The sequence below is a fragment of the Streptomyces sp. NPDC093065 genome (genome assembly GCF_044754585.1).
GTDB lineage: Bacteria > Actinomycetota > Actinomycetes > Streptomycetales > Streptomycetaceae > Streptomyces.
Genome location: NZ_JBIVPJ010000027.1, coordinates 37,567 through 61,804 on the forward strand (window position 1 = coordinate 37,567; position 24,238 = coordinate 61,804).

Consider the following 24,238-nt stretch of genomic DNA (forward strand, 5'->3'; position numbering starts at 1 on the left):
TGCGGCCCTAGACACCCGGCAGGCGGAGCTCGAACAGGGCGCCGCCTGCCGGTGCGTCGTGCACCGTGAGCGTGCCGCCGTGCCGCACCGCGACGTCGCGGGCGATGGCCAGCCCCAGACCGGCCCCGCCGTCGTCACGGCTGCGGGCGGCGTCGAGCCGTACGAACCGCTCGAAGATCCGCTCCCGGTCGGCCGCCGGCACGCCCTCGCCGTCGTCGGCCACGGCGACCACCGCCGCCTCCCCCTCCCGCCGCACGGACACCTCCACCGCCGAGCGGGCGTGCCGCTGGGCGTTGTCCAGGAGATTGGCCAGCACCCGCCCCAGCTGCCCCCGCGATCCGGCCACGTTCACCGCCACGTCGCCCCGCACGCTCACGCCCCTGCGGCCCTCGGCCTCCTCCCGGGCCAGCGACGCCAGGTCGACCCGGGCGTCGGCGGGCCGCTCCCCCGCGTCCAGCCTGGCCAGCAGCAGCAGGTCGGCGGCGAGCCGCTGGAGCCGGACGGTGTCCTCCACGGCGCCGTCCAGATCCAGCAGCTCGGGGTGGGCGGCGGCCACCTCCAGCTGGGTGCGCAGCGAGGCGATCGGGCTGCGCAGCTCGTGCGAGGCGTCGGCGACGAACCGGCGCTGCCGCTCCACCGAGTCCTCCAGCGCGGCCAGCGTCTCGTTGGTGGTCGAGGCGAGCCTGGCCACCTCGTCGTGGGTGCCCGGCACCGGGACCCGGCGGGCCAGGTCCTCGCTGGCGGTGATCGCGGCCATCTCCCGCCTGATGCCCTCCACCGGGCGCAGCGCACGCCGGGTGACCAGCCAGGTCACCCACGCGACGACCGCGAGCAGCAGCGGGAAGCCGATCAGCATGACGGTCAGCGCGGTGTTCACGGCGCCGTGTTCGGCGGACAGCGGGGCGCCGGCGTAGACGGTGAGGTGGTCTCCGCCCCTCGTCTCCACGGGGACGGCGACGAAGCGGTAGTCCGCCGTGTCGCCGTCGACGGTCGCGGTGCCGTCGCCGACGGTGGACGGCTCGCCGATCTCACCGGCTTCGAGCGACTCGTCGAAGTCGTCATCGTCATCGTCGTCGTCCGAGTCCCGGTCCCGCGCGTCGTCGCCCGTGGCGGCCGGCTGCGGCTTCACCGCGCCGACGCCGGTGCCGGTGATCCGCTCCAGGTCCTCGCTGGCCGCGACGAGCGTCCCCTCCTCGTCGACGACCTGCACCGGGCGGTCGTCGTCGTCCAGGCTCAGTTCGGTGTACCGCGTTCCGACGGCCAGTGCGGTCGCCACGTCCCGCGCCGAGCGCTCCGCCCGGGTGCCCGCCTCGCCGAGCAGGTTGGAGCGCAGGGACAGCAGGACCGCGGTGCCGGCCGCGACGAGGGCGACGGCGACCACGAGGGTCGCGGCCAGCGTGGCACGGGCGCGTACCGAGCCGAAGAGGCGGCTCATCGTCCGGTCTCCAGCCGGTAGCCGGCGCCGCGCACGGTCCGGATGAGCTCGGCGCGCAGCTTGCGCCTGAGCGCGCTGACGTACACCTCGACGATGTTGGGGTCGCCGTCGTAGGCGAAGTCCCAGACGTGCTCCAGGATCTCCGCCTTGGACACCACCTGTCCGGCCCGCACCACGAGCTCCTCAAGGACGGCGAACTCCTTGGCCGTGAGGGTGACCTCGTCCTCGCCGAGGAACACCCGGCGGGCGGCGGTGTCGACCCTGAGGTCGCCGTGGACGTGCACGGGCGAGGCCCCGGCGCCCTGCGCCCGCCGCCGCAGCAGGGCCTTCACGCGGGCGACGAGGACGACGTACGAGAAGGGCTTGGTCAGGTAGTCGTCCGCGCCCGTGTCCAGGCCCTCGGCCTCGTCGTACTCGCCGTCCTTGGCGGTGAGCATCAGGATCGGCACGTCGTGCCCGGCGGCGCGCAGGGCGGCGCAGACCCGGTATCCGTTGAGGCCGGGCAGCATGATGTCGAGGATGACGAGGTCGTACGCTCCCTCGCCGGCCCGGTGCAGTCCCTCCAGGCCGTCGTGGACGACGTCCACGGCGTATCCCTCCGCGGTGAGGCCCTTGGCGAGCGACACGGCGAGGCGCTTCTCGTCCTCCACGATCAAGAATCGAGAGGGGCGGCGCGAGGCGCCTCGGGCAGGGTGGTGGGCGACGGGTGGGCACATGGGTAAAGAGTGGCAAAGCGGAGCTGAAGATATCTTCAGGCGGCTTCAGCCTGGCCTCAGCGTCGGTCCACGACAGTGGAGTCACCGGAAACCACTGGACTCTGGACGACTCGGAGGAAACCGCATGAAGCGCAACATCGTGATCGCCGCCGTCACCGCCGCCGCACTGGTCGGAGGCGGTACGGCGACGGCCCTGGCGACGACGGGGAACGACGACCGGGGCGCCGCACCCCGCACGGACGTGAGCGCGTCGGACGTCACCGTCCCGGACGACGGCGGCGTACGGGAGGACGCCGACGACCGCGACGAGGACGCGGCCCGCGCCGCCTCCGCGAAGGTGACGGCGGCCGAAGCCATCGCCGCCGCGCTCGCGGACACCCCGGGCACCGCCGTCTCCGCCGAACTGGACGACGAGGACGACGACGCGGACGACGACGACGCGGACGACCGCCGCGAGCGTACGGCCTGGGAGGTCGACGTCCTCTCCGGCGCGGGCACCTGGCACACCGTCCGGGTCGACCCGGCCACCGGCAAGGTCCTCGGCACGGAGCGGGACGACGAGGACGACACCGCCGAGGTGCGGGCGGCGCTGAAGGGCACCTCCGTCGACGCCGCCGAGGCCGCGGGGGCGACGGCCGGGCACGGCACCGTCACCTCCGTCGAACTGGACGAGGACGGCCTCCACGGCGACGGCAGGCCCGCCTGGGAGGTCGAGACGCACGCCTCCGGCAAGGGCGAGCAGGACTGGCGGGTCGACCCGAGGACCGGCAAGGTCACGGCCGACCGCCCGCACGGCTCGGACGACTCGGAAGACTCCGACGACTCGCACGACTCCGACGACGACTGATCGGCCCCGCCCGCCGGGCGGAACCACCGCGGCGGTGACCGGGCACCAGCGCCGCCGCCGCGGCGACCGCGCCGGACACCGCGAAGCACACCGGCAGGGGCAGCCGTTCCACCAGCAGCCCCACGGCGGCGGCCCCGGCGGAACTGCCGGCGTTCACGGCCGTGTTGCACCAGGCGCCCGCCCGGACCCGGAAACCGGCCGCCGCGCTCTCGTCGGCGATCAGGTAGGCCGTGGTCAGGGCCGGGGCCACGAACAGGCCCGCGCACACGACGGCCGGCACCAGCGTGCCGAGGCCGGGCGCGAGGCCCGCGGCGGCGAGGCAGAGGCCGAGACCCGCCGCGAAGAACGGGAGCCGGGCGCGGGTGGGCGAGCTCCAGGCGACGGCGCCGTTGACGAGACCGCCGACCGCGCTACCCGCGGACAGCGCCGCGAGCACCCAGGCGACCGCGCCGTCGCCGAGGCCGCGCTCCCCGGCGTAGGCGACGACGAGGAGGTCGACGGCGCTCACCGAGACGCCGACTCCCGCCGCGACGACGACGGGCTGCAACAGGGCCCGGACCTGTCCGCCGGCGCCGCCCCCGGGCACGGGGCCGTCGCTCTTCGCCCGCCCCGCCGGACGCACCGCGGCGGTCGTCGGCGAGGAGACGAACGCGAACGTGCCGACCGCCACCAGCACCGCGCTGAGCACGACGCCTACGGCCGGCGGGGCGACGGCGACGACACCGCCGACCAGGAGCGGGCCGGAGACGAAGAGCAGTTCCTCGGCGACGCCGTCCAGGCCGTAGGCGCGCTGCAGCAGGGCCCGGTCGGGCAGCAGTTGGGCCCACACCGCGCGCATCGTCGGACCGAGCGGAGGCGTGCAGGCGCCCGCGACCGCGGCGGTCACCGCGAGGACGGCCTCGGGTGTGCCCGGGCGCCGGCAGGCCGCCGCCAGCGCGCAGAGCAGGACGGCGTACAGCAGGGCCATGGGCGGCAGGGCCCGGCGCGGACCGTGCCGGTCGACGAGCGAGGCGCGGTAGGGGGACAGGAAGACGCTCGTGGCGCCGAAGAGCGCCATGACCAGGCCGGCCACGGCGTACGACCCGGTGGACCGGGTCAGGGAGAGCATCAGGGCGAGGGAGACCGTGCCGTACGACAGCCGCCCGACGAGGGCGGCCGCGAAGGTGCGGCGGGCATGGGGGACACGGAGCACGGCGGCGTACGAGGGCCGTGGAGAGGGCGTGGACACGCGGAAGTTCCTCAGCGGAAGGCAACGAGGGGACGCCGAGGCACGCGACGGCCGAATGCGGCGGTCGCGTGCGGGGCGGGCCCTAGGCCAAGAGGAGGAACATGCGGGTCAATGTACAGCCCGGCCCGGTCGAGGGCCCGGCGTTTTCTTCCAGCCCGTCCGGCGTTCGAGGACGAGGCCGTCCAGGCCGAAAGGGGGTCTGGGGGCAAGGCCCCCAGGGACGGGAAGGGGAGGGGCGACGGGGGCGAAGAGAAGCCGGAAAGCCGCCCGCTCAGCCCTCCGTCAGCCCCGCCACCAGCTCGTCCGCCGCCCGGTACGGGTCCAGCTCACCGGCGACGATCCGCTCCGCCAGCGCCCCCAGCCGACGGTCACCGTGCAGGTCGCCGATGCGCTCCCGCAGCGTGGTCACGGCGATCGTCTCGACCTCGCGGGCAGCACGCGCACGCCGGCGCTCGGCGAGGACGTCCCGCTCCTCCATCCACGCGCGGTGCTTCTCCAGCGCCTCGACGACCTCGTCGACGCCCTCGCCGCGCGCGGCGACCGTCCTGACGATGGGCGGACGCCAGTCCCCGGCGGCGCGGGCCTCGCCGAGGCCCAGCATGTGGTTCAGCTCGCGGGCGGTGGCGTCGGCTCCGTCCCGGTCGGCCTTGTTGACGACGTAGACGTCGCCGATCTCCAGGATTCCGGCCTTGGCGGCCTGGATGCCGTCGCCCATGCCGGGGGCGAGGAGGACGACGGAGGTGTCGGCCTGCGAGGCGATCTCCACCTCCGACTGGCCCACTCCCACCGTCTCGACGAGGATCACGTCGCAGCCGGCCGCGTCCAGGACGCGGATCGCCTGCGGCGCGGCCCAGGCGAGGCCGCCGAGGTGGCCGCGGGTCGCCATCGAGCGGATGTAGACGCCCGGGTCGGAGGCGTGCTCCGACATCCGCACGCGGTCGCCGAGCAGCGCGCCGCCGGAGAAGGGGGAGGACGGGTCGACGGCGAGGACGCCGACCCGCTTGCCCTGCTTGCGGTACGCCGTCACCAGCGCCGAGGTGGACGTCGACTTGCCGACGCCCGGTGAGCCGGTCAGACCGACGACGTACGCGTTGCCGGTCAGCGGCGCGAGGGCCTCCATGACCTCCCTGAGCTGCGGGGACGCCCCCTCCACCAGGGAGATCAGCCGGGCCACGGCCCGCGGCCGGCCTTCTCGGGCCTGGGCCACTAGTGAGGAGACGTCCTGCATCACAGCTCCGTTCCGTGAGAAGTCTTGACTCCGGGGGTCAGGCCCCGGGTACCCGCACGATCAGCGCGTCGCCCTGGCCGCCGCCCCCGCACAGCGCCGCCGCCCCGACCCCGCCGCCGCGCCGCTTCAGCTCCAGCGCCAGGTGCAGGACCAGCCGGGCGCCGGACATGCCGATCGGGTGACCCAGGGCGATGGCGCCGCCGTTGACGTTCACCTTTTCGGTGGAGACGCCGAGGTCCTTCATTGACTGGACGGCGACGGCCGCGAACGCCTCGTTGATCTCGATGAGGTCGAGGTCGCCGACCTCCAGGCCCTCCTTCTTCAGGGCGTGCTGGATGGCGTTCGACGGCTGCGACTGCAAAGAGTTGTCCGGGCCCGCGACGTTGCCGTGCGCACCGATCTCCGCGATCCACCGAAGGCCCAGTTCCTCGGCCTTGGCCCGGCTCATGACGACCACGGCCGCGGCGCCGTCGGAGATCTGCGAGGAGGAGCCCGCGGTGATCGTGCCGTCCTTGGCGAAGGCCGGGCGGAGCCTGCCGAGCGACTCGGCGGTGGTGTCGCCGCGGATGCCCTCGTCCTTGCTGAAGAGCACCGGGTCGCCCTTGCGCTGCGGGATCTCGACCGGGGTGATCTCGGCCTCGAAGACGCCGTTCTTCTGGGCGGCGGCGGCGCGCTGGTGGGACAGGGCGGCGATCTCGTCCTGGGCGGCGCGCTCGATGCCGAGCCGGGTGTTGTGCTTCTCCGTGGACTCGCCCATGGCGATGTTCTCGAAGGAGTCGGTCAGACCGTCGTGCGCCATGGCGTCGATCATCTCGACAGCGCCGTACTTGTAGCCCTCGCGGGACTTGGGCAGCAGGTGCGGGGCGTTGGTCATGGACTCCTGGCCGCCGGCGACGACCACGTCGAATTCACCCGCGCGAATGAGCTGGTCGGCGAGTGCGATGGCGTCGAGGCCCGAGAGGCAGACCTTGTTGATCGTGAGCGCCGGGACGCTCATCGGGATGCCGGCCCTGGCGGCGGCCTGGCGGGCGGGGATCTGCCCGGCGCCGGCCTGGAGCACCTGCCCCATGATCACGTACTGGACCTGGTCGCCGCCGATGCCCGCACGGTCGAGGGCGGCCTTGATCGCGAAGCCGCCGAGGTCGGCCCCGGAGAAGGACTTCAGGGAGCCGAGCAGCCGTCCCATCGGGGTGCGGGCACCCGCGACGATGACGGACGTGGTGCCGTTCGTACCAGAAGCTGCAGAAGACATGGACTGCGATCCCCTTTTCCGGCCCGCACAGGCCGCGGAGTGAACGAGGGTTTACTCGAATGTACTGAGCGGTATGCCGCCCGTCACCCGGCGGTCGGTGTGATCGCGCGCACGTTGCGTAACCACCTCCGGAGCGCTGCACTGAATCCATGCTGACGCGAATCGACCACATCGGAATCGCCTGCCACGACCTCGACACGACCGTCGAGTTCTACCGTGCCACTTACGGCTTCGAGGTGTTCCACACCGAGGTCAACGAGGAACAGGGTGTCCGGGAGGCCATGCTCAAGATCAACGAGACCTCGGACGGCGGTGCCTCCTACCTCCAGCTCCTGGAGCCGACCCGTGAGGACTCCGCGGTCGGCAAGTGGCTCGCGAAGAACGGCGAGGGCGTCCACCACATCGCGTTCGGTACGGCGGACGTGGACGCGGACGCCGCGGACGTCCGTGAGAAGGGCGTACGCGTTCTGTACGACGAGCCCCGGCGCGGTTCGATGGGATCGCGGATCACCTTCCTGCACCCCAAGGACTGCCATGGCGTACTGACAGAACTGGTCACTTCGGCGGCCGTTGAGTCACCTGAGCACTGACCCTCGTACATATGGGCCGGTAGGGTTGGGTGCGGTCGCCGCTCAGTCCAGGGTGACCCGGGCCCGTCATCGTGCGACGACGGGACCGCCGGGGTCGTGTTTCGGGGGGTCGGCGACGGGGCAGCAGCACATGCTCCGCCGTTGATCTGACACCATTCCCCGGGGGCACCGTCCGGCGGACGGACGGAGCTCGTTCGGGAAGATTTGCGACCAGGGGACGGATGGGACCGCGCAGTGCGGGGCTACGAGAGCCAGGAGCGAGAGCCGGCGGCTGACGTCGACCACCTCTCTCGGTTCGAGGCCGAGATGAAGCGGCTGAAGACCGAGCGGGAAAAGGCGATCCAGCACGCCGAGGACCTCGGCTACCAGGTCGAGGTGCTGCGCGCCAAGCTGCACGAGGCGCGGCGCACCATCATGTCCCGGCCCGCCTTCGACGGCGGCGACATCGGGTACCAGGCCGAGCAGTTGCTGCGCAACGCGCAGACGCAGGCCGACCAGCTGCGCGCCGACGCGGAGCGGGAGCTGAGCCAGGCCCGGGCGCAGACCCAGCGGATCCTCCAGGAGCACGCCGAGCAGGCCGCCCGGCTCCAGGCGGAGCTGCACCAGGAGGCGGTGACCCGCCGCCAGCAGCTGGACCAGGAGCTGGCCGAGCGCCGGCAGACCGTCGAGTCGCACGTCAACGAGAACGTGGCGTGGGCGGAGCAACTGCGGGCCCGCACCGAGCAGCAGGCCCGCCGCCTGCTCGACGAGTCCCGTGCCGAGGCCGAGCAGGCCATGAGCGCGGCGCGCGCGGAGGCCGAGCGGCTGACGTCCGAGGCCCGCCAGCGGCTGCGGAGCGACGCGGAGAGCGCGCGCGCCGAGGCCGAGCAGATCCTGCGCCGGGCCCGCACCGACGCGGAGCGGCTGCTGAACGCCGCCTCCACGCAGGCGCAGGAGGCCACCGACCACGCGGAGCAGCTGCGCAGCTCCACCGCCACCGAGTCGGAGTCCGCCCGCCGCGAGGCCCAGGAGCTGAGCCGCGCCGCCGAGCAGCGGATGTCCGAGGCCGAGGAGGCGCTGCGCAAGGCGCAGGCCGAGGCCGAGAAGGTGGTCTCGGAGGCCGAGGAGGCCGCGTCCAAGGCGCTGTCGAGCGCCGAGGCGACCAACGAGCAGCGCACCCGGACCGCCAAGGAGCAGGTCGCCCGGCTGGTCGGCGAGGCCACCAAGGACGCCGAGAACACCCGGTCCGAGGCCGAGCAGGTGGTCGCGGACGCCCGCACCGAGGCCGAGCGGATCGTCGCCGAGGCCGCCGAGAAGGCCCGCACGATCACGGCCGAGGAGTCGGCCACCCAGCTGTCCAAGGCGGCCAAGACCGCCGAGGACGTGCTGAACAAGGCGTCACAGGACGCCAAGCGCACCACGAAGGCCGCCACCGAGGAGGCCGAGCGGATCCGCACCGAGGCCGAGGCCGAGGCGGACCGGCTGCGCGGCGAGGCGCACGACATCGCCGAGCAGCTCAAGGGCGCGGCGAAGGACGACACCAAGGAGTACCGCGCCAAGACGGTCGAGCTGCAGGAGGAGGCACGCCGGCTGCGCGGCGAGGCCGAGCAGCTGCGGGCCGACGCGGTCGAGGAGGGCGAGAAGATCCGCGCCGGGGCCCGCAAGGAGGCCGTGGCGCAGATCGAGGAGGCGGCGAAGACCGCCGAGGAGCTGCTCGCCAAGGCCAAGGCCGACGCGGACGAGCTGCGGCAGACCGCGACGGCGGACAGCGAGAAGGTCCGCACCGAGGCCATCGAGCGGGCGACGACCCTGCGCCGGCAGGCCGAGGAGACCCTGGAGCGCACCCGCGCGGAGGCCGAGCGGCACCGCGCGGAGGCCGCCGAGCGCGTGGAGGAGCTCCAGGCGGAGGCCGAGCGGGCCGCCCGCGAGCTGCGCGAGGAGACCGAGCGCGCCGTCGAGGCCCGCAAGGCGGAGGCCGCCGATGAGCTGACGCGGCTGCACACCGAGGCCGAGGAGCGCCGCACGGCCGCCGAGGAGGCCCTGAGCGAGGCCCGCGAGGAGGGCGAGCGGATCCGCCGCGAGGCCGCCGAGGAGAGCGAGCGGCTGCGCACGGAGGCCGCCGAGCGGATCCGTACGCTCCAGCAGCAGGCCGAGACGGAGGCCGAGCGGCTGCGCACCGAGGCCGCCGCGGACGCGTCCGCCTCCCGCGCGGAGGGCGAGGCCGTCGCCGTACGGCTGCGGTCCGAGGCCGCGAGCGAGGCGGAGCGGCTGAAGTCGGAGGCGCAGGAGAGCTCCGACCGGGTGCGTGCGGAGGCGCAGAGTGCCGCCGAGCGCATCGCCTCGGAGGCGTCCGAGGCGCTGGCCGCCGCCCAGGAGGAGGCCGCCCGGCGCCGCCGCGAGGCGGAGGAACTGCTCGGTTCCGCCCGGCAGGAGGCCGACCAGGAGCGCAAGCAGGCCCGCGAGCAGAGCGAGGAGCTGCTGGCCTCGGCACGCAACCGGGTGGAGGAGGCGCAGGCCGAGGCGGTCCGGCTGGTCGAGGAGGCCGACCGGCGCGCCACCGAGATGGTGTCGGCCGCCGAGCAGCACGCGCAGCAGGTCCGCGAGTCGGTCGCCGGGCTGCACGAGCAGGCCCAGGAGGAGATCACCGGGCTGCGCAGCGCCGCGGAGCACGCCGCGGAGCGCACCCGGCACGAGGCCGAGGAGGAGGCGGACCGGGTCCGCGCCGACGCCTACGCGGAGCGGGAGCGGGCCAGCGAGGACGCCGGACGCCTCAGGCGCGAGGCGCAGGAGGAGACCGAGGCCGCCAAGACGATGGCCGAGCGGACGGTGTCCGAGGCCATCACGGAGGCCGACCGGATCCGCGAGGACGTCTCCGAGCACGCCCAGCGGGTGCGCACCGAGGCCTCCGACGCCATCGCCGAGGCCGAGCAGTCGGCGTCGCGCACCCGGGCCGAGGCCCGCGAGGACGCCAACCGCATCCGGTCCGACGCGGCGACGCAGGCGGACACCCTGATCACCGAGGCGCGTTCCGAGGCGGAGCGGCTGACCGCGCAGACGGCGGCCGAGACCGACCGGCTGCGGACGGAGACCCTCGCCGAGGCGGAGCGCGTCACCACCGAGGCGGCGAGCGAGGCCGAGCGGGTACGGACCGAGGCGGGCGCCCGGGCCGAGCAGTTGGTCTCGGACGCCACCGGTGAGGCGGAGCGGCTGCGCGCCGAGGCCGCCGACACGGTCGGCTCCGCCCAGCAGCACGCGGAGCGGATCCGCACCGAGGCCGAGCGGGTGCGGACCGAGGCGGCGGCGGAGGCCGAGCGGGTCACCACGGCCGCCCGCGAGGAGGCCGAGCGCACCCTCGACGAGGCCCGCAAGGACGCCAACAAGCGGCGCTCGGAGGCTGCCGAGCAGGTCGACACGCTCATCACGGAGACCACGGCGGAGGCCGACAAGCTGCTCACCGAGGCGCAGCAGCAGGCCCAGAAGACCACCGCGGACGCCGAGTCGCAGGCCGACACGATGGTCGGCGCGGCCCGCACGGAGGCCGACCGGATCGTCTCGGAGGCGACCGTCGAGGGCAACACCCGTGTGGAGAAGGCCCGTACGGACGCGGACGAGCTGCTGGTCGGTGCCCGGCGGGACGCGACGGCCATAAGGGAGCGCGCGGAGGAGCTGCGCGAGCGGCTCACCTCCGAGATCGAGGAACTGCACGAGCGGGCCCGCCGCGAGGCCGCCGAGACGATGAAGTCGGCCGGCGACCGCTGCGACGCGCTCATCAAGGCGGCCGAGGAGCAGCTGGCCAAGGCGGAGGCGAAGGCGAAGGAGCTGGTGTCGGAGGCCAACTCCGAGGCCGGCAAGGTGCGCATCGCCGCCGTCAAGAAGGCCGAGGGACTGCTCAAGGAGGCCGAGCAGAAGAAGGCCACGCTGGTCCGCGAGGCCGAGGAGCTGAAGGCCGAGGCGGTCCGGGAGGCCCGGCGCACGGTCGACGAGGGCAAGCGCGAACTGGAAGTCCTGGTACGCCGCCGCGAGGACATCAACGCGGAGATCTCCCGTGTGCAGGATGTGCTGGAGGCGCTGGAGTCCTTCGAGGCGCCCGGGGGTGCGAAGGACAACGGGGTGAAGGCCGGAGCCACGGTGGGCGCCCCACGTTCGGGTGGCAAGTCGTCAGACGGCTAGCGTTCGGGGCGGATTCGGTGTCTCCTGGACGTCTTTGGCCGAGTCCCGCCCGGACCGTTGACCCGAACTTTGGCAAGCCGTCCTCGGGTCAGCCACTCAAAAGAGGTGTCATTCTCCGTATCAAACGTGCATCCGCTCGATGACACACCGCATTGGCGCCTAGGATTCCCTCTATCACCTCACCCGGTCTCTTTCGACAGGAACCCCATGAGCGACACTTCCCCCTACGGCTTCGAGCATGTGCGGCGTGGGTACGACCGCGCTCAGGTGGACGACTACATCGCCAAGCTCGTCTCCGACCGTGACAGCGCTCACTCCCGCATCACCGCTCTGGAAAAGCGCATCGAGGAGCTCCACCTCGAGACCCAGAACGCCCAGGCCCAGGTCAACGACGCCGAGCCGTCGTACGCCGGTCTCGGTGCCCGGGTCGAGAAGATCCTGCGGCTCGCCGAGGAAGAGGCGAAGGACCTGCGCGAGGAGGCCCGGCGCGCGGCCGAGCAGCACCGCGAGCTGGCCGAGTCGGCGGCCCAGCAGGTGCGCAACGACGCGGAGTCGTACGCCTCCGAGCGCAAGGCCAAGGCCGAGGACGAGGGCGTCCGGATCGTCGAGAAGGCCAAGGGCGACGCGTCCCAGCTGCGTTCCGAGGCGCAGAAGGACGCGCAGTCCAAGCGCGACGAGGCCGACGCCCTCTTCGAGGAGACCCGCGCCAAGGCCGCGCAGGCCGCCGCGGACTTCGAGACCAACCTCGCCAAGCGCCGCGAGCAGTCCGAGCGCGACCTGGCCTCCCGTCAGGCCAAGGCCGAGAAGCGGCTCGCGGAGATCGAGCACCGCGCGGAGCAGCTGCGCCTGGAGGCGGAGAAGCTGCGCACGGACGCCGAGCGCCGGGCCCGCCAGACCGTGGAGACGGCACAGCGCCAGTCCGAGGACATCGTGGCCGACGCCAACGCCAAGGCCGACCGGATCCGTTCGGAGTCGGAGCGCGAGCTGGCCGCCCTCACCAACCGCCGCGACTCCATCAACGCGCAGCTGACCAACGTGCGCGAGATGCTGGCGTCGCTCACGGGCGCCGCGGTGGCCGCCGCTCCGGCGGTCGAGGACGAGTCGGTCTCCCGCGGGGTTCCGGCCCAGCAGTCCCGCTGACGCGGGGGCGAACGCCTGCTGAATACGTACGGAGAAGGACGAGGCCTTCTGTCACTGGGGTGGCAGCGGGCCTCGTCCCGTTCTAGCGTGGGCGCCATGATCGAGCTCGAGGGGCTGACCAAGCGGTACGGCGAGAAGGTGGCGGTCAACAATCTCTCCTTCACCGTCAGACCCGGCATCATCACGGGCTTTCTCGGCCCCAACGGCGCGGGCAAGTCGACGACGATGCGGATGGTTCTCGGCCTGGACCGGCCGACCGCCGGGGACGTGCGGATCGACGGCAAGCACTACGAGCAGCTCAAGGACCCGCTGACCTACATCGGCGCGCTCCTGGAGGCCAAGGCGTGGCACGGCGGGCGCAGCGCCCACAACCACCTGCTGTGCCTCGCGCAGAGCAACGGCATCCCGGCGAAACGAGTGCGCGAGGTCCTGGACACGGTCGGGCTCTCGGCGGTCGCCCGGAAGAAGACCAAGGGCTTCTCCCTCGGCATGGGCCAGCGGCTCGGCATCGCCGCCGCGCTCCTCGGGGACCCGCGGATCCTGATGTTCGACGAGCCGGTCAACGGGCTCGACCCCGAGGGCATCCACTGGATCCGCAACCTGATGAAGACCCTGGCCTCCCAGGGCCGTACGGTCTTCGTCTCCTCGCACCTGATGAGCGAGATGGCGCTGACCGCCGACCATCTGGTGGTCATCGGCCAGGGCAGGCTGCTGGCGGACACCTCGATGGCCGAGTTCATCGCGGAGAACTCGCGCAGCTACGTCCGGATCCGCACCCCGCAGCGCGAGCAGCTGCTCGACGCGCTGCACGGCGCCGGGCTCACGGTCGTCGAGGCGGGCGACGGGGTCCTGGAGGTGGACGGCGACAAGTCCGAGGCCGTCGGTGAGCTGGCGGCGCGGCAGCAGATCGTGCTGCACGAGCTGAGCCCGCAGCGCGCCTCGCTGGAGGAGGCGTTCATGCAGCTGACCGCGGAGTCCGTGGAGTACCACGCGCACGACGGGCAGCCGCCCGGCGCGGTGCCGCCACAGCAACAGCCCCCGGGGCAGCCGCCGCGGCAGCAGTGGGGCAGCGACTGGAAGAGGGGTTGAGCATGGCGGCGACACAGGTCGTCCGGTCCGAGTGGACCAAGATCCGGTCGGTCGCGTCCACGGTGTGGACGCTGGGCCTCGCCGTGGTCGTCACCATCGCCCTCGGCATGCTGATCTCGGCCCTGTCGAAGAACGAGTTCGGCGACATGAGCCGGCGGGACCAGCTCTCCTTCGACCCGACCTTCATCAGCTTCGCCGGCACCAGCCTCGGCCAGCTGGCCATGATCGTGTTCGGGGTGCTGGTCGTGGGCAACGAGTACAGCTCCGGCATGATCCGCACCTCGCTGGCCGCCGTGCCGAAGCGCGGCACCTTCCTGTTCAGCAAGGTCGCGGTGGCCACCGCCCTCGCCCTGGTGGTGGCCATGGTCACCAGTTTCGCCACGTTCTTCCTCGGTCAGGCGATGCTCGGCGACCTCAAGGCGTCGATCGGCGACCCCGGCGTACTCCGCGCGGTGTTCGGCGGCGGCCTCTACATGACCCTCATCGCGATGTTCTCGATGGGCGTCGCCGCGATGCTGCGCTCCCCGATGCTGTCGCTGGGCATCCTGATGCCGTTCTTCTTCCTGATCTCCAACATCCTGGGCAACGTCCCGGCGACGGAGAAGGTCGGCCGGTTCCTGCCCGACCAGGCCGGCAGCAAGATCATGCAGGTGGTCACGCCGATCGACGACGACGTGCCGTACGGGCCGTGGGGCGGTCTCGGGATCATGGCACTGTGGGTGATCGCGGCGCTGGCCGGCGGCTACGCGGTACTGAAGCGGCGGGACGCCTGACCGGCTCCGTACGGCCTCCGTGCGGCGCCGGATTTTGCCCGGGCTTGAACGGAACCGTCAGCGCGTGGATATCCTCCTAACCCTTACGGGGGCGTGTGCCCTGCTGTCCCTGAACCTTCCGATGGGTGCGGAGCATGATCGAGGCTGTCGGCCTGACCAAGCGATACGGCGACAAGACCGCCGTGTACAACCTCTCCTTCCAGGTGCGGCCCGGTGCCGTCACCGGCTTCCTCGGGCCCAACGGCTCGGGCAAGTCGACGACGATGCGGATGATCCTGGGCCTGGACAACCCCACGGCGGGGCACGTGACGATCGGCGGCCACCCGTACCGCAAGCTGCCGAACGCCGCGCGCCACGTCGGGGCGCTGCTCGACGCCAAGGCCGTGCACGGCGGCCGGGCCGCCCGCAACCACCTGCTGAGCCTCGCCCAGCTGTCCGGCATCCCGGCCCGGCGGGTGGACGAGGTGCTCGGCGTGGTGGGCCTCCAGGACGTGGCCAAGCGGCGTTCCAAGGGCTTCTCCCTCGGCATGGGCCAGCGGCTCGGCATCGCCGCCGCGCTGCTCGGCGACCCCCAGGTGCTGCTCTTCGACGAACCGGTCAACGGGCTCGACCCGGAGGGCATCCACTGGGTGCGCAACCTCATGAAGGCGCTCGCCGCGGAGGGCCGCACCGTCTTCGTCTCCTCGCACCTGATGAGCGAGATGGCGCTGACCGCCGACCACCTGATCGTCATCGGGCGCGGTCAGCTGCTCGCCGACATGAGCGTGACGGACTTCATCTCGGCCAACTCCGCCGACTTCGCGCGCGTACGCACGCCGGACACCGAGCCGCAGCTGCGCGAGAAGCTGTCCTCCGCGCTGACCGAGGCGGGCGGCCACGTGCTGCCCGAGCAGGACGGCGCGCTGCGCGTGACCGGGCTCGCCCTCCCCCGGATCAGCGACATCGCGCACGAGAGCGACGTACGGCTGTGGGAGCTGTCGCCGCACCAGGCCTCGCTGGAGGAGGCGTACATGCGGATGACGCAGGGCGCCGTGGACTACCGGTCGACCGCCGACCAGAAGGCCGGCCTCCAGCAGCCCCTGCCGCCGGGCGCGCAGCCGCCGATGCCGCTGCCCGGACAGGGCCAGCCCGGCTGGTACGCCCCGCCGCCGCCCCAGCAGGGCGGTCAGCCCTTCGCCCCGCCGCAGGGCGCACCGGGCCAGGCCCCGGCGGGCCCGTACGGCGCCCCGGTGGCGCCCGGCGCGGTGCCGGGCGGTCAGCCGGCCAACCCGTACGCGGCCGGGCAGACGCCGCCGGCGCCCCAGACCCCGCCGGCCCCGCAGACGCCCCGGCCGCCCGCCGCCGCTCCCGCGCCCCCCGCCGCCGCCCCGGCGCCCGCCTCCGCGCCCGTCACCGACCCGACCAAGCCCGAGGACGCCCGATGAGCACCCCCCAGCCCCCGACACAGCAGGCCGCGCCCGACTGGAACGCGGCGCCCGGTTCGGCGTACCCGACCTACACGTCGCCGATCCCGGTGGTGCGGACGACGCTCGTGCACGCGCTGGCCTCCGAGTGGACGAAGATCAAGTCGGTGCGCTCGACGATGTGGACGCTGGGCGTGTTCGTCCTGCTGGTCCTCGGCATCGGGCTGCTGACCGGCGCGATCGTGGCGAACTCGTCCTCGGACCTGGCCGGTGAGAGCGCGCTGAGCCTCGGCTTCTTCGGCCTGCTGCTCGGCAGCATGTGCGTGATCACGCTCGGCGTGCTGACCACCGCGTCCGAGTACGGCACGGGCATGATCCGCACGACGATGACCGCCTGCCCCAGCCGCGGCCGGGTGCTGGCGGCGAAGGCGATCGTGTTCTTCCTGGTCGCCTTCGTGGTGACCCTGGTGTCCGCGACGCTGGTCGGGCTGGCCCACGTGGCCATGCTGGAGGGCAACGGCGCCAAGGACCCCACCGGCGCGGAGTGGCTGAAGGGCACCGTCGGCGTCTCGCTCTACATCGCGCTGATCGGGCTGCTCTCGCTGGCCGTGGGTTCGATCATCCGGCACTCGGCGGGCGCCATCACCATCATGATCGGCGTCCTGCTCGCGCCGCTGGTGATCGCGCTGTTCATGTTCTCCCAGTCGCTGGAGGACGTGCAGCAGGCGCTGTTCGAGTACTCGATCCCGAACCAGATGAGCATCTTCTACGCCAACTCGCTCTCCGAGTCCGGGCCCTCGGGCTGGGACCCGCTGTGGATCGTGCTCGGCGTGACTGCGGCCGCGTTCGCAGCCGCCTTCGCACTGCTGGAGAAGCGGGACGTGTAGGACCGGCCTTCAGAACCTCGGCGCGTTACGGGACCGCTGCACCCGCGTGGTGCGGCGGTCCTTCGCGTTCCAGCACGCCTTGTGCCAGTGCCTGCGGTCGTCGACGCCGGCGTGCGCGGGCCAGGCCACCACGTGCGGCACTCCGTCCGGAATGAGCTGGTCGCACCCCGGGCAGCGGTACGACTTGCCCTGCGCGCTCGCGCCCGCCACGTGCCGTACGCTCCACTCCTCGCCCCGCCAGCTCTCCGAGGACTGCAGGCCGCCGTAGCGGCCGGAGCCGTCCTCCTCGGCGCTCCGGCCGGGCGAACCGGCTCCCTTGGGTCGGTTGCGACGCGGGGACACAGGACACCTCACGGAGCTATACAGGAAGCAGGGCGGCATCAAGCCTACGCGGCACGGACACGGGTACGCGTACGCCGCCGAAACACCGCAACTCCCCCGCGCGGGGTTCCGTCCGGACCCGACACGACGCCCCACAACGGCCGATTCTGCAGACAATCCGCAAATCCCTCCGTCCGGCCGTGTCCTCGGCACGTGTCAGGCGGTTATGCCCTGTGGGGGAGCTCCGTGTCGGGGCCGAGGAAGCAGGAAAAGGCAATGCGCGTAGGAAGTTTCGTGTTGGGGGCCCAGTTCCCGGGCCAGGGTCAGGGCGAGGCGCTGCACCGCGCGGTCCGCTCGGCCGAGGTCGCCGAGGAGGCCGGGCTCGACACGGCCTGGCTGGCCGAACACCACTTCGTGCCGTACGGCACGTGTCCGTCGGCCGTGACCCTGGCCGCGCTGCTGCTGGGCCGCACCCGGCGTCTGAGGGTCGGCACCGCGGTCAGTGTGCTGCCCACCGTCCACCCGGTGGCGCTCGGCGAGCAGGCCGCACTGCTGCACGTCGCGAGCGGAGGCCGCTTCTCGCTGGGCGTGGGCCGCGGCGGGCCGTGGGTGGACCTGGAGGTGTTCGGCTCGGGTCTGGAGGCGTACGAGAAGGGGTTTCCGGAGTCGCTCGACCTGCTGCTGCGCTGGCTGCGCGAACCGGCCGTCGGTGCCTCGGGGGACCGCTTCCGGTTCCGCGAGGTGCCCGTCGTGCCGCGGCCGTCGGAGTCCCTCTCGGAGGAGCCGGGCCCGGAGGTCGTCGTGGCCTGCACGTCGCCGTCGAGCGTGCGAATGGCGGCCGAGCGGGGGCTGCCGATGCTCCTCGGGATGCACGTCGGCGACGAGGAGAAGGCGGAGATGGTCGCCCTGTGGCGCCGTCACGCCCGCGCCGCCGGGCGGACGGCCGCGGAGATCCACGGCGCGGCCCATGTCTCGGCCGGCGTCTGCCAGATCGCGGACCGACGCACGGACGCGGCGGAGACCCTGCTCAAGGCGATGCCGGGCTGGCTGCGGCAGGGTCTCGGCGCCCATGTCACGGTGGACGGCCGGGAGCGGCGGATGCGCGACCCGCACGCGTACACCGAACTGCTCTGCGGGCTGCACCCGGTGGGCACGCCCCGGCTGTGCGCGGACCGGCTCGCGGCGACCGGCGAGCGGACCGGCATCTCCCGCTTCGCCCTGCTCGTCGAGGGCTCGGGGGACCTGGCGGCGACCGAGGAGAACGTACGGCGGCTCGGGGCCGAGGTGCTCCCCCAGCTCCGCTGAGCCCGCGGGCGGGGAGCTTGCCGCTCCGGTACAAGTACCGCACCTCCCACGTACGGAGCGGCAAGCGGGCGCTCTGGGGTGCCTCAGCAGTCGCGCAGTTCGGGCGACTGGTTCAGCAACTGGCTGCGCACCGAGGTGAACTTGGTCAGCGTCTCGTCGACGGAGGAGTCCAACGGGAACACCGCCACCCGGTGGCAGTTCTGGAAGGCCAGCCGCACCCCGAAGTGCCGCTGAAGTGCACCGCGTATGGCGTCACTCGCGAGCGCACGCAGGAGCTGACCGCGCGCCTGCTCGTCCGGCGGGGGCGTCTGGTTGTCGGCGAAGGCTCCGCCGTCGACCTTCAGCTGTGCCACCAGGGAGCTGACCATCTCCCATGCGTAGGGCAGGGAGGTCCGGACGCAGTCGACGAAGTCTGCTTCGTCGACCTCGCCTCGCTCGGCCTGTTCGAGTAGGGCCGGTGAGACGTCGAGCGACATGGGTTCTCCTCTCGCACCCCCGACCAGCAGGGGTTGCCGGACAGTTAAGGGAGTACGCGATTACGAACACGCTGCGTACACAGTTCGCGACCTCCCGTTCAATACCGTAAGCAACCGATCGAGAGCGCACCAGGAGAATGCCCAGATGGGCACCATCCGGTAGGCCCACAATCGGCCAGTGCGCAAGACGGGGCCAATGGGAGAAGTGGGACAGCGCGCGGGCGCACCGCGGAACGCTCGCGCCCGGGCGAATCGCGTCGGGCCGGGCGCGTCGAGTAGCGTTGCCGACCATGCGTCTCGTCATTGCCCGCTGCTCCGTCGACTACGCCGGACGGCTCACCGCCCACCTGCCCTCGGCTCCCCGGCTGATCCTGGTCAAGGCGGACGGCAGCGTCTCGATCCACGCCGACGACCGGGCCTACAAGCCCCTCAACTGGATGTCGCCTCCGTGCACCCTCAAGGAGGGCACGGGCGAGGAGGAGGGCGTCTGGACCGTCGTCAACAAGGCGGGCGAGAAGCTCATCATCACGATGGAGGAGATTCTCCACGACTCCTCGCACGAACTGGGTGTCGATCCCGGCCTGATCAAGGACGGCGTGGAAGCACACCTCCAGGAGCTGCTCGCCGACCGCATCGACACCCTGGGCGAGGGCTACACCCTCGTGCGGCGCGAGTACATGACCGCCATCGGCCCCGTCGACATCCTGTGCCGTGACGCCGAGGGCGGGACCGTCGCGGTCGAGATCAAACGGCGCGGCGAGATCGACGGCGTGGAGCAGCTCACGCGCTACCTGGAGCTGCTGAACCGCGATCCGCATCTCGCCCCGGTGCGCGGGGTCTTCGCCGCCCAGGAGATCAAGCCGCAGGCCCGGGTGCTGGCCACGGACCGCGGCATCGGCTGCCAGGTGCTGGACTACGACGCCCTGCGCGGCATCGAGGACGACAAGCTGCGGCTGTTCTGAGGCCGCGTCAGCCACGACGTGGGGAGGGCCGGGTCCGACGGGCGGACCCGGCCCTCCTTTTTCGTTGCCGTTCCTTGTTCCCGGCCGGCGGGGGTCAGATGATCCGACCGGCCTCCGGGTCGGGGGCGGTTGACGTGTCCGCCTCGGTGCCCGGGTCGCTCTGCGAGGCGGTGGGGGTGCTCGCCGGGGAGCCCGCCGTGGCCGTGGGCGTGATGGGTCCGCTCGCGCTGTCGGACGTGGAGGGGGTGGTCGACGGCGGGTCGTCCGTCTCCGTCTCGGTCGGACTGGGATCGGGCGACTCGGTCGGCGGCGTGGACGGGTCGTCCGGTTCGCTGTCCGTCGGCTTCGGCGACGTCGGCTTCGTCGTCGGTGAACTCGGCGACTTGCTCGGCTCGTCCGGCGACCCCGGATCGTCCGGGCTCTCGTCGCCCCCGGGGCCGGTGCTGCTGCCCGCACTGCCCGGCCCCTGCGAAGGTTCGCCCGACTCCGTCGGTGTCGGGTCGTCGGACGTGCCGGGGGTGCCGTCCGGGCCCGAGTCGGTCGGGCCGCCGGGCGTCTCCCGGCCCTTGCCGTCGTCGGCGGGCCGGTCCGCGCCCAGGCTGCCGTCGTCGATGCCCTGGCTCGCCGACGGGGTGCCGCCGACCTCGTTGGAGGGGTCGCCCGCGTCGTTCTCGGACGTGGCCCCCAGGGTCACCACCGTGCCGAGCACGGCGACGAGCAGCGCGCCCGCTCCGGCGGCCACCAGGTTGCGCCGGGCGAAGCCCTTGATGCCGCCGGCGACCGTGCGGGACGGCTCCTCGTCGGGCTCGCGGCGGGTGACGAGGGTCGGGGACTGCGGAGGCGGCTGGAGTGGCGGGAAGGGCGCGGGGACGCCCGCGGACGGCGACACCGACTCCTCGTTGCGCGCGTCGGGCACCTCCTGCCCCACGGTCGGGCCGAGCCCGGCGTCGACGGCGCCGAATCCGGCGGCGGCCCCCGGTACGCCGAACGCGCCCGCGCCGCTGCCCAGGCCCGGGGTGTCCCCGGTGCGGTCGGCGACCAGCGCGAGGGCGCGGCGGCCCGCCACGGCGCCGCGCTTGTCGGAGAGCGCGCCGCGCAGCCCGATGGAGGCCTCCAGCTCGGCGCGCGCCCGGTCCAGCTGGTCCTCGCACAGCGCGAGGACGCCGAGTTCGTGGTGGAAGTAGGCCTGTTCGGCGACGTCGCCGGCGAGCCGGGAGGCCTCGGAGCCGGAGCGCAGCGCCCGTTCCCAGGCGCTCCAGTGGAGTCCGGCGGCGAACGCGGGAGCCGCGGTGCGGGCCAGCTGGACGGCCGGGCTCCCCTCGTCCTCGGCGGCCGGGGTCGTCGCCGGCACCAGGACGGCGAGGGCGGCCAGGACGGCGTCGGCCTCCGCGCAGACCCGCTCCGGGGTGACCGAGGGGTGCCCGGCCCACCAGGCGTAGTGCTGGGCGGCGGACTGCGCCCTGTCCTGTACGTCGTCGGCGTATCCGGCGCTCTCCAGCTGGGTGAGCACCCCGGCGGCCAGCCGGTAGCGGGAGCCGACCGGGGAGACCAGTCCGCAGTCGGCCAGCTCGCCGAGGGCGGCGTCCGCGTGGGTGTCGCCGACCAGGGCGGGCAGGTGCGCCTGGTGCGGCACCTCGCCGCCGAGCGCGACGGCGAACTCCAGGGTGGCGCGGGCGGAGGCGCTCAGCCGGGAGGCGAGCAGCGGCGCGGGCGCGGCGGCCTCGCCGAGGGACGGCAGGGGTACGTCGTCGGCCTCGCCGGCGTCGTAAGGGGTGTCGTCGGCGGAGCGGGGGTCGGCGAAGACGCCGAACTCGTCGACGGCGTCGGCACCGGCCCGCTCCCGGTCCCGGCGGCGCAGCAGGGCTCCGGCCTGGACGAAGCGCAGCGGCAGGCCCTCGGACTCGAACCAGAGGTCGCCGGCCCAGTTGGCCTCCTCCTCGGTAAGGGGGCGACCGGCGGCGCGCTCCAGCAGCTCCACGCCGTCCGAGCGCTCCAGTCCGGTGAGGAAGACCTCCTCGACGGCCGAGTCGGCGGAGGGTGCGGGCACATCCGGGGTGGCGCCGACCAGGAAGGCGCACTCGGGGGTGGCGTCGAGGAGTTCGTCGAGGGCGGTGCCGCCGAACTCGGCGTCGTCCAGGACCACGACCGCGCCGACCTCGCGGAGGCGGGCGAGCAGTTCCGTCCGGTCCGGGCGGTGCAGGGGCGCGTGGTGGACGGCGTGGAAGAGGTCGTGGAGCAGGTCGTCGGCGGTGCGGTGGTGGCCGTTGAGGCGCACGACGCCGTCGGGTGCGAGGCCCGCGCAGTCCTCGGCGACGACGTCGAGGAGGCTGGTGCGGCCGGAGCCGGCGGGGCCGGTGAGGCGGACGGAACGGCCGCGGGCGAGCAGCCGCACCAGTCGTTCGCGTTCGTCCTCGCGGGCCAGCAGGCCGAGGACCGTGCGGACCGGTCCCGGCGGGACGGGCGGCCGCGCGGCGCGCTCCGCCTCGGCGCGTTCGGCCGCGGTGTGCTTCTCGGGCCGGGCGGGCCGCTCCGCGAGCCGGCAGACCTCGATCTCGCTGCCGTCGACGGGGTTGACGGTGAGCAGGAGGTCGCCGGACACCAGTTGCGCGGTGCGGGCGAGCGCGGGCGCGTGCTGTCCGAAGTCGGATGTGAGGGGGTCCCTGGGCGGGCGCGGGCGCGGCGCCCGGTGGTCGCCGACTTGGCCGTACTCCTCAGGGCCCCGGTTGTTCGGGTCCATTGGTTCAAGCCCCCCAAAAGCGTCGTGTGCAGGGCCCCGGCGGGGCCACCCTCCCGGCCTTGCCGCACACCGCGCTGTCGCTTCTGGTCCGGGCCCGCCGGTGGGTCGCAACGGGGCGGGCAGCCAGACCCTAAACCTTCGCTCAGTATGTCCGACAGTCCGGGGTACCGGGCCGTCCGAGAGGTCACGGTCTCGTGAGGATTGCGTGTGTCGGAGGTGTGAACCTTCACTTACACGCGGGGCAGAGTCTCCACACCGATGCCGCCCTCGATGGCCAGGATCCGGTGCAGCCGGGTGGCCACCAGCAGGCGCTGCATCTGCGGCGGCACGTCGCGCAGCACCAGGCGCCGGCCGCAGCGGCCGGCCCGTCGGTGGGCTCCCATGATCACGCCGAGGCCGGTGGCGTCCCAGGAGTCCAGCTCTGACAGGTCGAGCACCAGGTCGCCGACTCCGTCGTCGACGGCCGAGTGCAGGACCGTACGGGCGTCCGCCGCGCTGCGGACGTCGAGGCGGCCCCCGACGACCAGCTCGACGTGGTCGCCCCTGATGTGCATATGCGCTCCCCGGCGTGCGTCTTCTCTTCGTCGTCTCTGCGTGGTGATCTCTCGGCGATATCAGGTGTTGCACCCTCTGACTGGCCGAAACGACCGGAGGTTGCCGCCTGTAAGCGAACCGATACCGAATTCACCCCGGCGTGTGACGTTTGCCGGGGCCGATGTGACCTCAGTGCTTGTAGAAGCCCTGCCCGCTCTTGCGGCCGATGTCACCGGCGTCCACCATCCGGCGCATCAGCTCCGGCGGGGCGAACTTCTCGTCCTGGGACTCGGTGTAGATGTTGCCCGTGGCGTGCAGCAGGATGTCGACGCCCGTCAGGTCGGCGGTGGCCAGCGGTCCCATGGCGTGGCCGAAGCCGAGCTTGCAGGCGAGGTCGATGTCCTCGGCGGTGGCGACGCCCGACTCGTACAGCTTCGCGGCCTCGACGACGAGGGCGGAGATGAGACGGGTCGTCACGAAGCCCGCGACGTCGCGGTTGACGACGATGCAGGTCTTGCCGGTGGACTCGGCGAACTCCCGTGCGGTGGCGAGCGTTTCGTCGCTGGTCTTGTAGCCGCGCACCAGCTCGCACAGCTGCATCATCGGCACCGGCGAGAAGAAGTGCGTGCCGACGACCCGCTCCGGGCGCTCGGTCACGGCCGCGATCTTGGTGATCGGGATGGCGGAGGTGTTGGACGCGAGGATCGCCCCGTCCTTCACCAGCTTGTCCAGGGTACGGAAGATCTCGTGCTTGACTTCCAGTTTCTCGAAGACGGCCTCGACGACGACGTCCGCGTCGGCGGCCGCGTCCAGGTCGGTGGTCGCGGTGATGCGCCCGAGGGCGGCCTCGGCGTCGTCGGCGGCGAGCTTCCCCTTGGCGACGAACTTGTCGTACGAGGCCCTGATGCCGTCGGTGCCGCGCCGCAGCGCCTCGTCGGTGACGTCCCGCAGGACGACGTCCCAGCCCGCTTGCGCGGAGACCTGGGCGATGCCGGATCCCATGAGACCGGCTCCGATGACGGCGAGCTTCCGTGCCACTGTGCGACTCCCCTGATACGCGCTGATTCTCGTCTCTCGGCCGGAGATTAGCGGGCGTGAGGCGCTGTGTGACCGGTTAGTAACGCGCGTCACGTCTCAAATGACGGACGTCACACCGAGGGGCCTCA

At 72.9% G+C, this 24,238-nt stretch carries 20 protein-coding genes; 10 read left to right on the forward strand and 10 right to left on the reverse strand.

The annotated features are described in order from the left end of the window. Positions 1-7: 7 nt before the first annotated feature. Positions 8-1,435: an ATP-binding protein gene (locus ACIQFU_RS33475; RefSeq protein ID WP_402556661.1), complete on the reverse strand. Its 1,428-nt coding sequence runs from the start codon at positions 1,433-1,435 to the stop codon at positions 8-10. After that, positions 1,432-2,151, reverse strand: coding sequence for a response regulator transcription factor (locus ACIQFU_RS33480; protein WP_402556662.1), 720 nt, complete (start codon positions 2,149-2,151; stop codon positions 1,432-1,434). The genes ACIQFU_RS33475 and ACIQFU_RS33480 overlap by 4 nt, the downstream gene beginning before the upstream one ends. Positions 2,152-2,275: 124 nt before the next feature. Between ACIQFU_RS33480 and ACIQFU_RS33485 the strand changes: the two genes are divergently transcribed. Beyond that, the gene (locus ACIQFU_RS33485) at positions 2,276-2,998 is read left to right on the forward strand and encodes a PepSY domain-containing protein (protein ID WP_402556664.1); all 723 of its coding nucleotides are present in this window, start codon (positions 2,276-2,278) and stop codon (positions 2,996-2,998) included. Here ACIQFU_RS33485 and ACIQFU_RS33490 read toward each other — a convergent pair. From ACIQFU_RS33490 to ACIQFU_RS33500, 3 genes are all read right to left on the reverse strand, one after another. Beyond that, positions 2,925-4,226 (reverse strand): MFS transporter, encoded by a 1,302-nt coding sequence (locus tag ACIQFU_RS33490; protein WP_402556666.1) that lies wholly within the window; start codon positions 4,224-4,226, stop codon positions 2,925-2,927. The two genes, ACIQFU_RS33485 and ACIQFU_RS33490, sit on opposite strands and share 74 nt — an antisense overlap. 271 nt (positions 4,227-4,497) lie before the next feature. Then, positions 4,498-5,454 (reverse strand): methylmalonyl Co-A mutase-associated GTPase MeaB, encoded by a 957-nt coding sequence (gene meaB, locus ACIQFU_RS33495; RefSeq protein WP_402556668.1) that lies wholly within the window; start codon positions 5,452-5,454, stop codon positions 4,498-4,500. 37 nt (positions 5,455-5,491) lie between these two features. After that, complete coding sequence (locus tag ACIQFU_RS33500) at positions 5,492-6,706, reverse strand: acetyl-CoA C-acetyltransferase (RefSeq protein ID WP_402556670.1); 1,215 nt, start codon at positions 6,704-6,706, stop codon at positions 5,492-5,494. Between the two features lie 149 nt (positions 6,707-6,855). Here ACIQFU_RS33500 and mce point away from each other — a divergent pair, with 149 nt between their 5' ends. From mce to ACIQFU_RS33535, 7 genes are all read left to right on the forward strand, one after another. Beyond that, entirely contained in the window at positions 6,856-7,296 is a 441-nt protein-coding gene (mce, locus tag ACIQFU_RS33505) for a methylmalonyl-CoA epimerase (RefSeq protein WP_386631443.1), read from the forward strand. A gap of 234 nt (positions 7,297-7,530) precedes the next feature. Next, positions 7,531-11,445 carry a polarized growth protein Scy gene (gene scy / locus ACIQFU_RS33510; protein ID WP_402556672.1) on the forward strand — a complete coding sequence of 1,305 codons (3,915 nt, stop codon included), beginning with the start codon at positions 7,531-7,533 and terminating at the stop codon, positions 11,443-11,445. A gap of 207 nt (positions 11,446-11,652) precedes the next feature. After that, a complete protein-coding gene (locus tag ACIQFU_RS33515; RefSeq protein WP_402556674.1) occupies positions 11,653-12,585 on the forward strand; it encodes a cellulose-binding protein in 933 nt (310 codons plus the stop codon). Between the two features lie 96 nt (positions 12,586-12,681). Further along, positions 12,682-13,674, forward strand: a complete 993-nt coding sequence (locus ACIQFU_RS33520) for an ABC transporter ATP-binding protein (protein ID WP_402556676.1) — start codon at positions 12,682-12,684, stop codon at positions 13,672-13,674. A 2-nt stretch (positions 13,675-13,676) separates the two neighbouring features. Then, entirely contained in the window at positions 13,677-14,447 is a 771-nt protein-coding gene (locus tag ACIQFU_RS33525) for an ABC transporter permease (protein ID WP_402556677.1), read from the forward strand. Between the two features lie 134 nt (positions 14,448-14,581). Then, positions 14,582-15,871, forward strand: coding sequence for an ATP-binding cassette domain-containing protein (locus tag ACIQFU_RS33530; protein WP_402556679.1), 1,290 nt, complete (start codon positions 14,582-14,584; stop codon positions 15,869-15,871). Next, the gene (locus ACIQFU_RS33535; protein WP_402556680.1) at positions 15,868-16,737 is read left to right on the forward strand and encodes an ABC transporter permease subunit; all 870 of its coding nucleotides are present in this window, start codon (positions 15,868-15,870) and stop codon (positions 16,735-16,737) included. Before ACIQFU_RS33530 ends, ACIQFU_RS33535 begins: the two co-directional genes overlap by 4 nt. Before the next feature lie 9 nt (positions 16,738-16,746). Here ACIQFU_RS33535 and ACIQFU_RS33540 read toward each other — a convergent pair whose 3' ends face one another. Then, positions 16,747-17,079 (reverse strand): ATP/GTP-binding protein, encoded by a 333-nt coding sequence (locus tag ACIQFU_RS33540; RefSeq protein ID WP_402556681.1) that lies wholly within the window; start codon positions 17,077-17,079, stop codon positions 16,747-16,749. 255 nt (positions 17,080-17,334) lie between these two features. Here ACIQFU_RS33540 and ACIQFU_RS33545 point away from each other — a divergent pair, with 255 nt between their 5' ends. Continuing rightward, a complete protein-coding gene (locus ACIQFU_RS33545; protein ID WP_402556683.1) occupies positions 17,335-18,363 on the forward strand; it encodes an LLM class flavin-dependent oxidoreductase in 1,029 nt (342 codons plus the stop codon). Positions 18,364-18,446: 83 nt separating this feature from the next. On the opposite strand, the gene ACIQFU_RS33550 is transcribed toward ACIQFU_RS33545, so the two are convergent. Beyond that, a complete protein-coding gene (locus ACIQFU_RS33550; protein WP_003973607.1) occupies positions 18,447-18,839 on the reverse strand; it encodes an SCO5389 family protein in 393 nt (130 codons plus the stop codon). 290 nt (positions 18,840-19,129) lie between these two features. On the opposite strand from ACIQFU_RS33550, the gene nucS reads away from it, so the two are divergent. Then, positions 19,130-19,801 carry an endonuclease NucS gene (nucS, locus tag ACIQFU_RS33555; protein WP_402556685.1) on the forward strand — a complete coding sequence of 224 codons (672 nt, stop codon included), beginning with the start codon at positions 19,130-19,132 and terminating at the stop codon, positions 19,799-19,801. A 94-nt stretch (positions 19,802-19,895) separates the two neighbouring features. On the opposite strand, the gene ACIQFU_RS33560 is transcribed toward nucS, so the two are convergent. The 3 genes from ACIQFU_RS33560 to ACIQFU_RS33570 form a co-directional block, all read right to left on the reverse strand. Then, entirely contained in the window at positions 19,896-22,538 is a 2,643-nt protein-coding gene (locus ACIQFU_RS33560; RefSeq protein WP_402556687.1) for an ATP-binding protein, read from the reverse strand. Positions 22,539-22,768: 230 nt separating this feature from the next. Next, positions 22,769-23,092, reverse strand: coding sequence for an STAS domain-containing protein (locus ACIQFU_RS33565; protein WP_030187305.1), 324 nt, complete (start codon positions 23,090-23,092; stop codon positions 22,769-22,771). 169 nt (positions 23,093-23,261) lie between these two features. Beyond that, the gene (locus tag ACIQFU_RS33570; protein WP_087807204.1) at positions 23,262-24,110 is read right to left on the reverse strand and encodes a 3-hydroxyacyl-CoA dehydrogenase family protein; all 849 of its coding nucleotides are present in this window, start codon (positions 24,108-24,110) and stop codon (positions 23,262-23,264) included. Positions 24,111-24,238: the final 128 nt, after the last annotated feature.

Coding starts and splice junctions, on each gene's coding strand:
- ACIQFU_RS33475 (WP_402556661.1), bottom strand. CDS start 1,435: ATGAGCCGCCTCTTCGGCTCGGTACGCGCCCGTGCCACGCTGGCCGCG.
- ACIQFU_RS33480 (WP_402556662.1), bottom strand. CDS start 2,151: ATGTGCCCACCCGTCGCCCACCACCCTGCCCGAGGCGCCTCGCGCCGC.
- ACIQFU_RS33485 (WP_402556664.1), top strand. CDS start 2,276: ATGAAGCGCAACATCGTGATCGCCGCCGTCACCGCCGCCGCACTGGTC.
- meaB (WP_402556668.1), bottom strand. CDS start 5,454: ATGCAGGACGTCTCCTCACTAGTGGCCCAGGCCCGAGAAGGCCGGCCG.
- ACIQFU_RS33500 (WP_402556670.1), bottom strand. CDS start 6,706: ATGTCTTCTGCAGCTTCTGGTACGAACGGCACCACGTCCGTCATCGTC.
- mce (WP_386631443.1), top strand. CDS start 6,856: ATGCTGACGCGAATCGACCACATCGGAATCGCCTGCCACGACCTCGAC.
- ACIQFU_RS33515 (WP_402556674.1), top strand. CDS start 11,653: ATGAGCGACACTTCCCCCTACGGCTTCGAGCATGTGCGGCGTGGGTAC.
- ACIQFU_RS33520 (WP_402556676.1), top strand. CDS start 12,682: ATGATCGAGCTCGAGGGGCTGACCAAGCGGTACGGCGAGAAGGTGGCG.
- ACIQFU_RS33525 (WP_402556677.1), top strand. CDS start 13,677: ATGGCGGCGACACAGGTCGTCCGGTCCGAGTGGACCAAGATCCGGTCG.
- ACIQFU_RS33530 (WP_402556679.1), top strand. CDS start 14,582: ATGATCGAGGCTGTCGGCCTGACCAAGCGATACGGCGACAAGACCGCC.
- ACIQFU_RS33535 (WP_402556680.1), top strand. CDS start 15,868: ATGAGCACCCCCCAGCCCCCGACACAGCAGGCCGCGCCCGACTGGAAC.
- ACIQFU_RS33545 (WP_402556683.1), top strand. CDS start 17,335: ATGCGCGTAGGAAGTTTCGTGTTGGGGGCCCAGTTCCCGGGCCAGGGT.
- ACIQFU_RS33550 (WP_003973607.1), bottom strand. CDS start 18,839: ATGTCGCTCGACGTCTCACCGGCCCTACTCGAACAGGCCGAGCGAGGC.
- nucS (WP_402556685.1), top strand. CDS start 19,130: ATGCGTCTCGTCATTGCCCGCTGCTCCGTCGACTACGCCGGACGGCTC.
- ACIQFU_RS33560 (WP_402556687.1), bottom strand. CDS start 22,538: ATGGACCCGAACAACCGGGGCCCTGAGGAGTACGGCCAAGTCGGCGAC.
- ACIQFU_RS33565 (WP_030187305.1), bottom strand. CDS start 23,092: ATGCACATCAGGGGCGACCACGTCGAGCTGGTCGTCGGGGGCCGCCTC.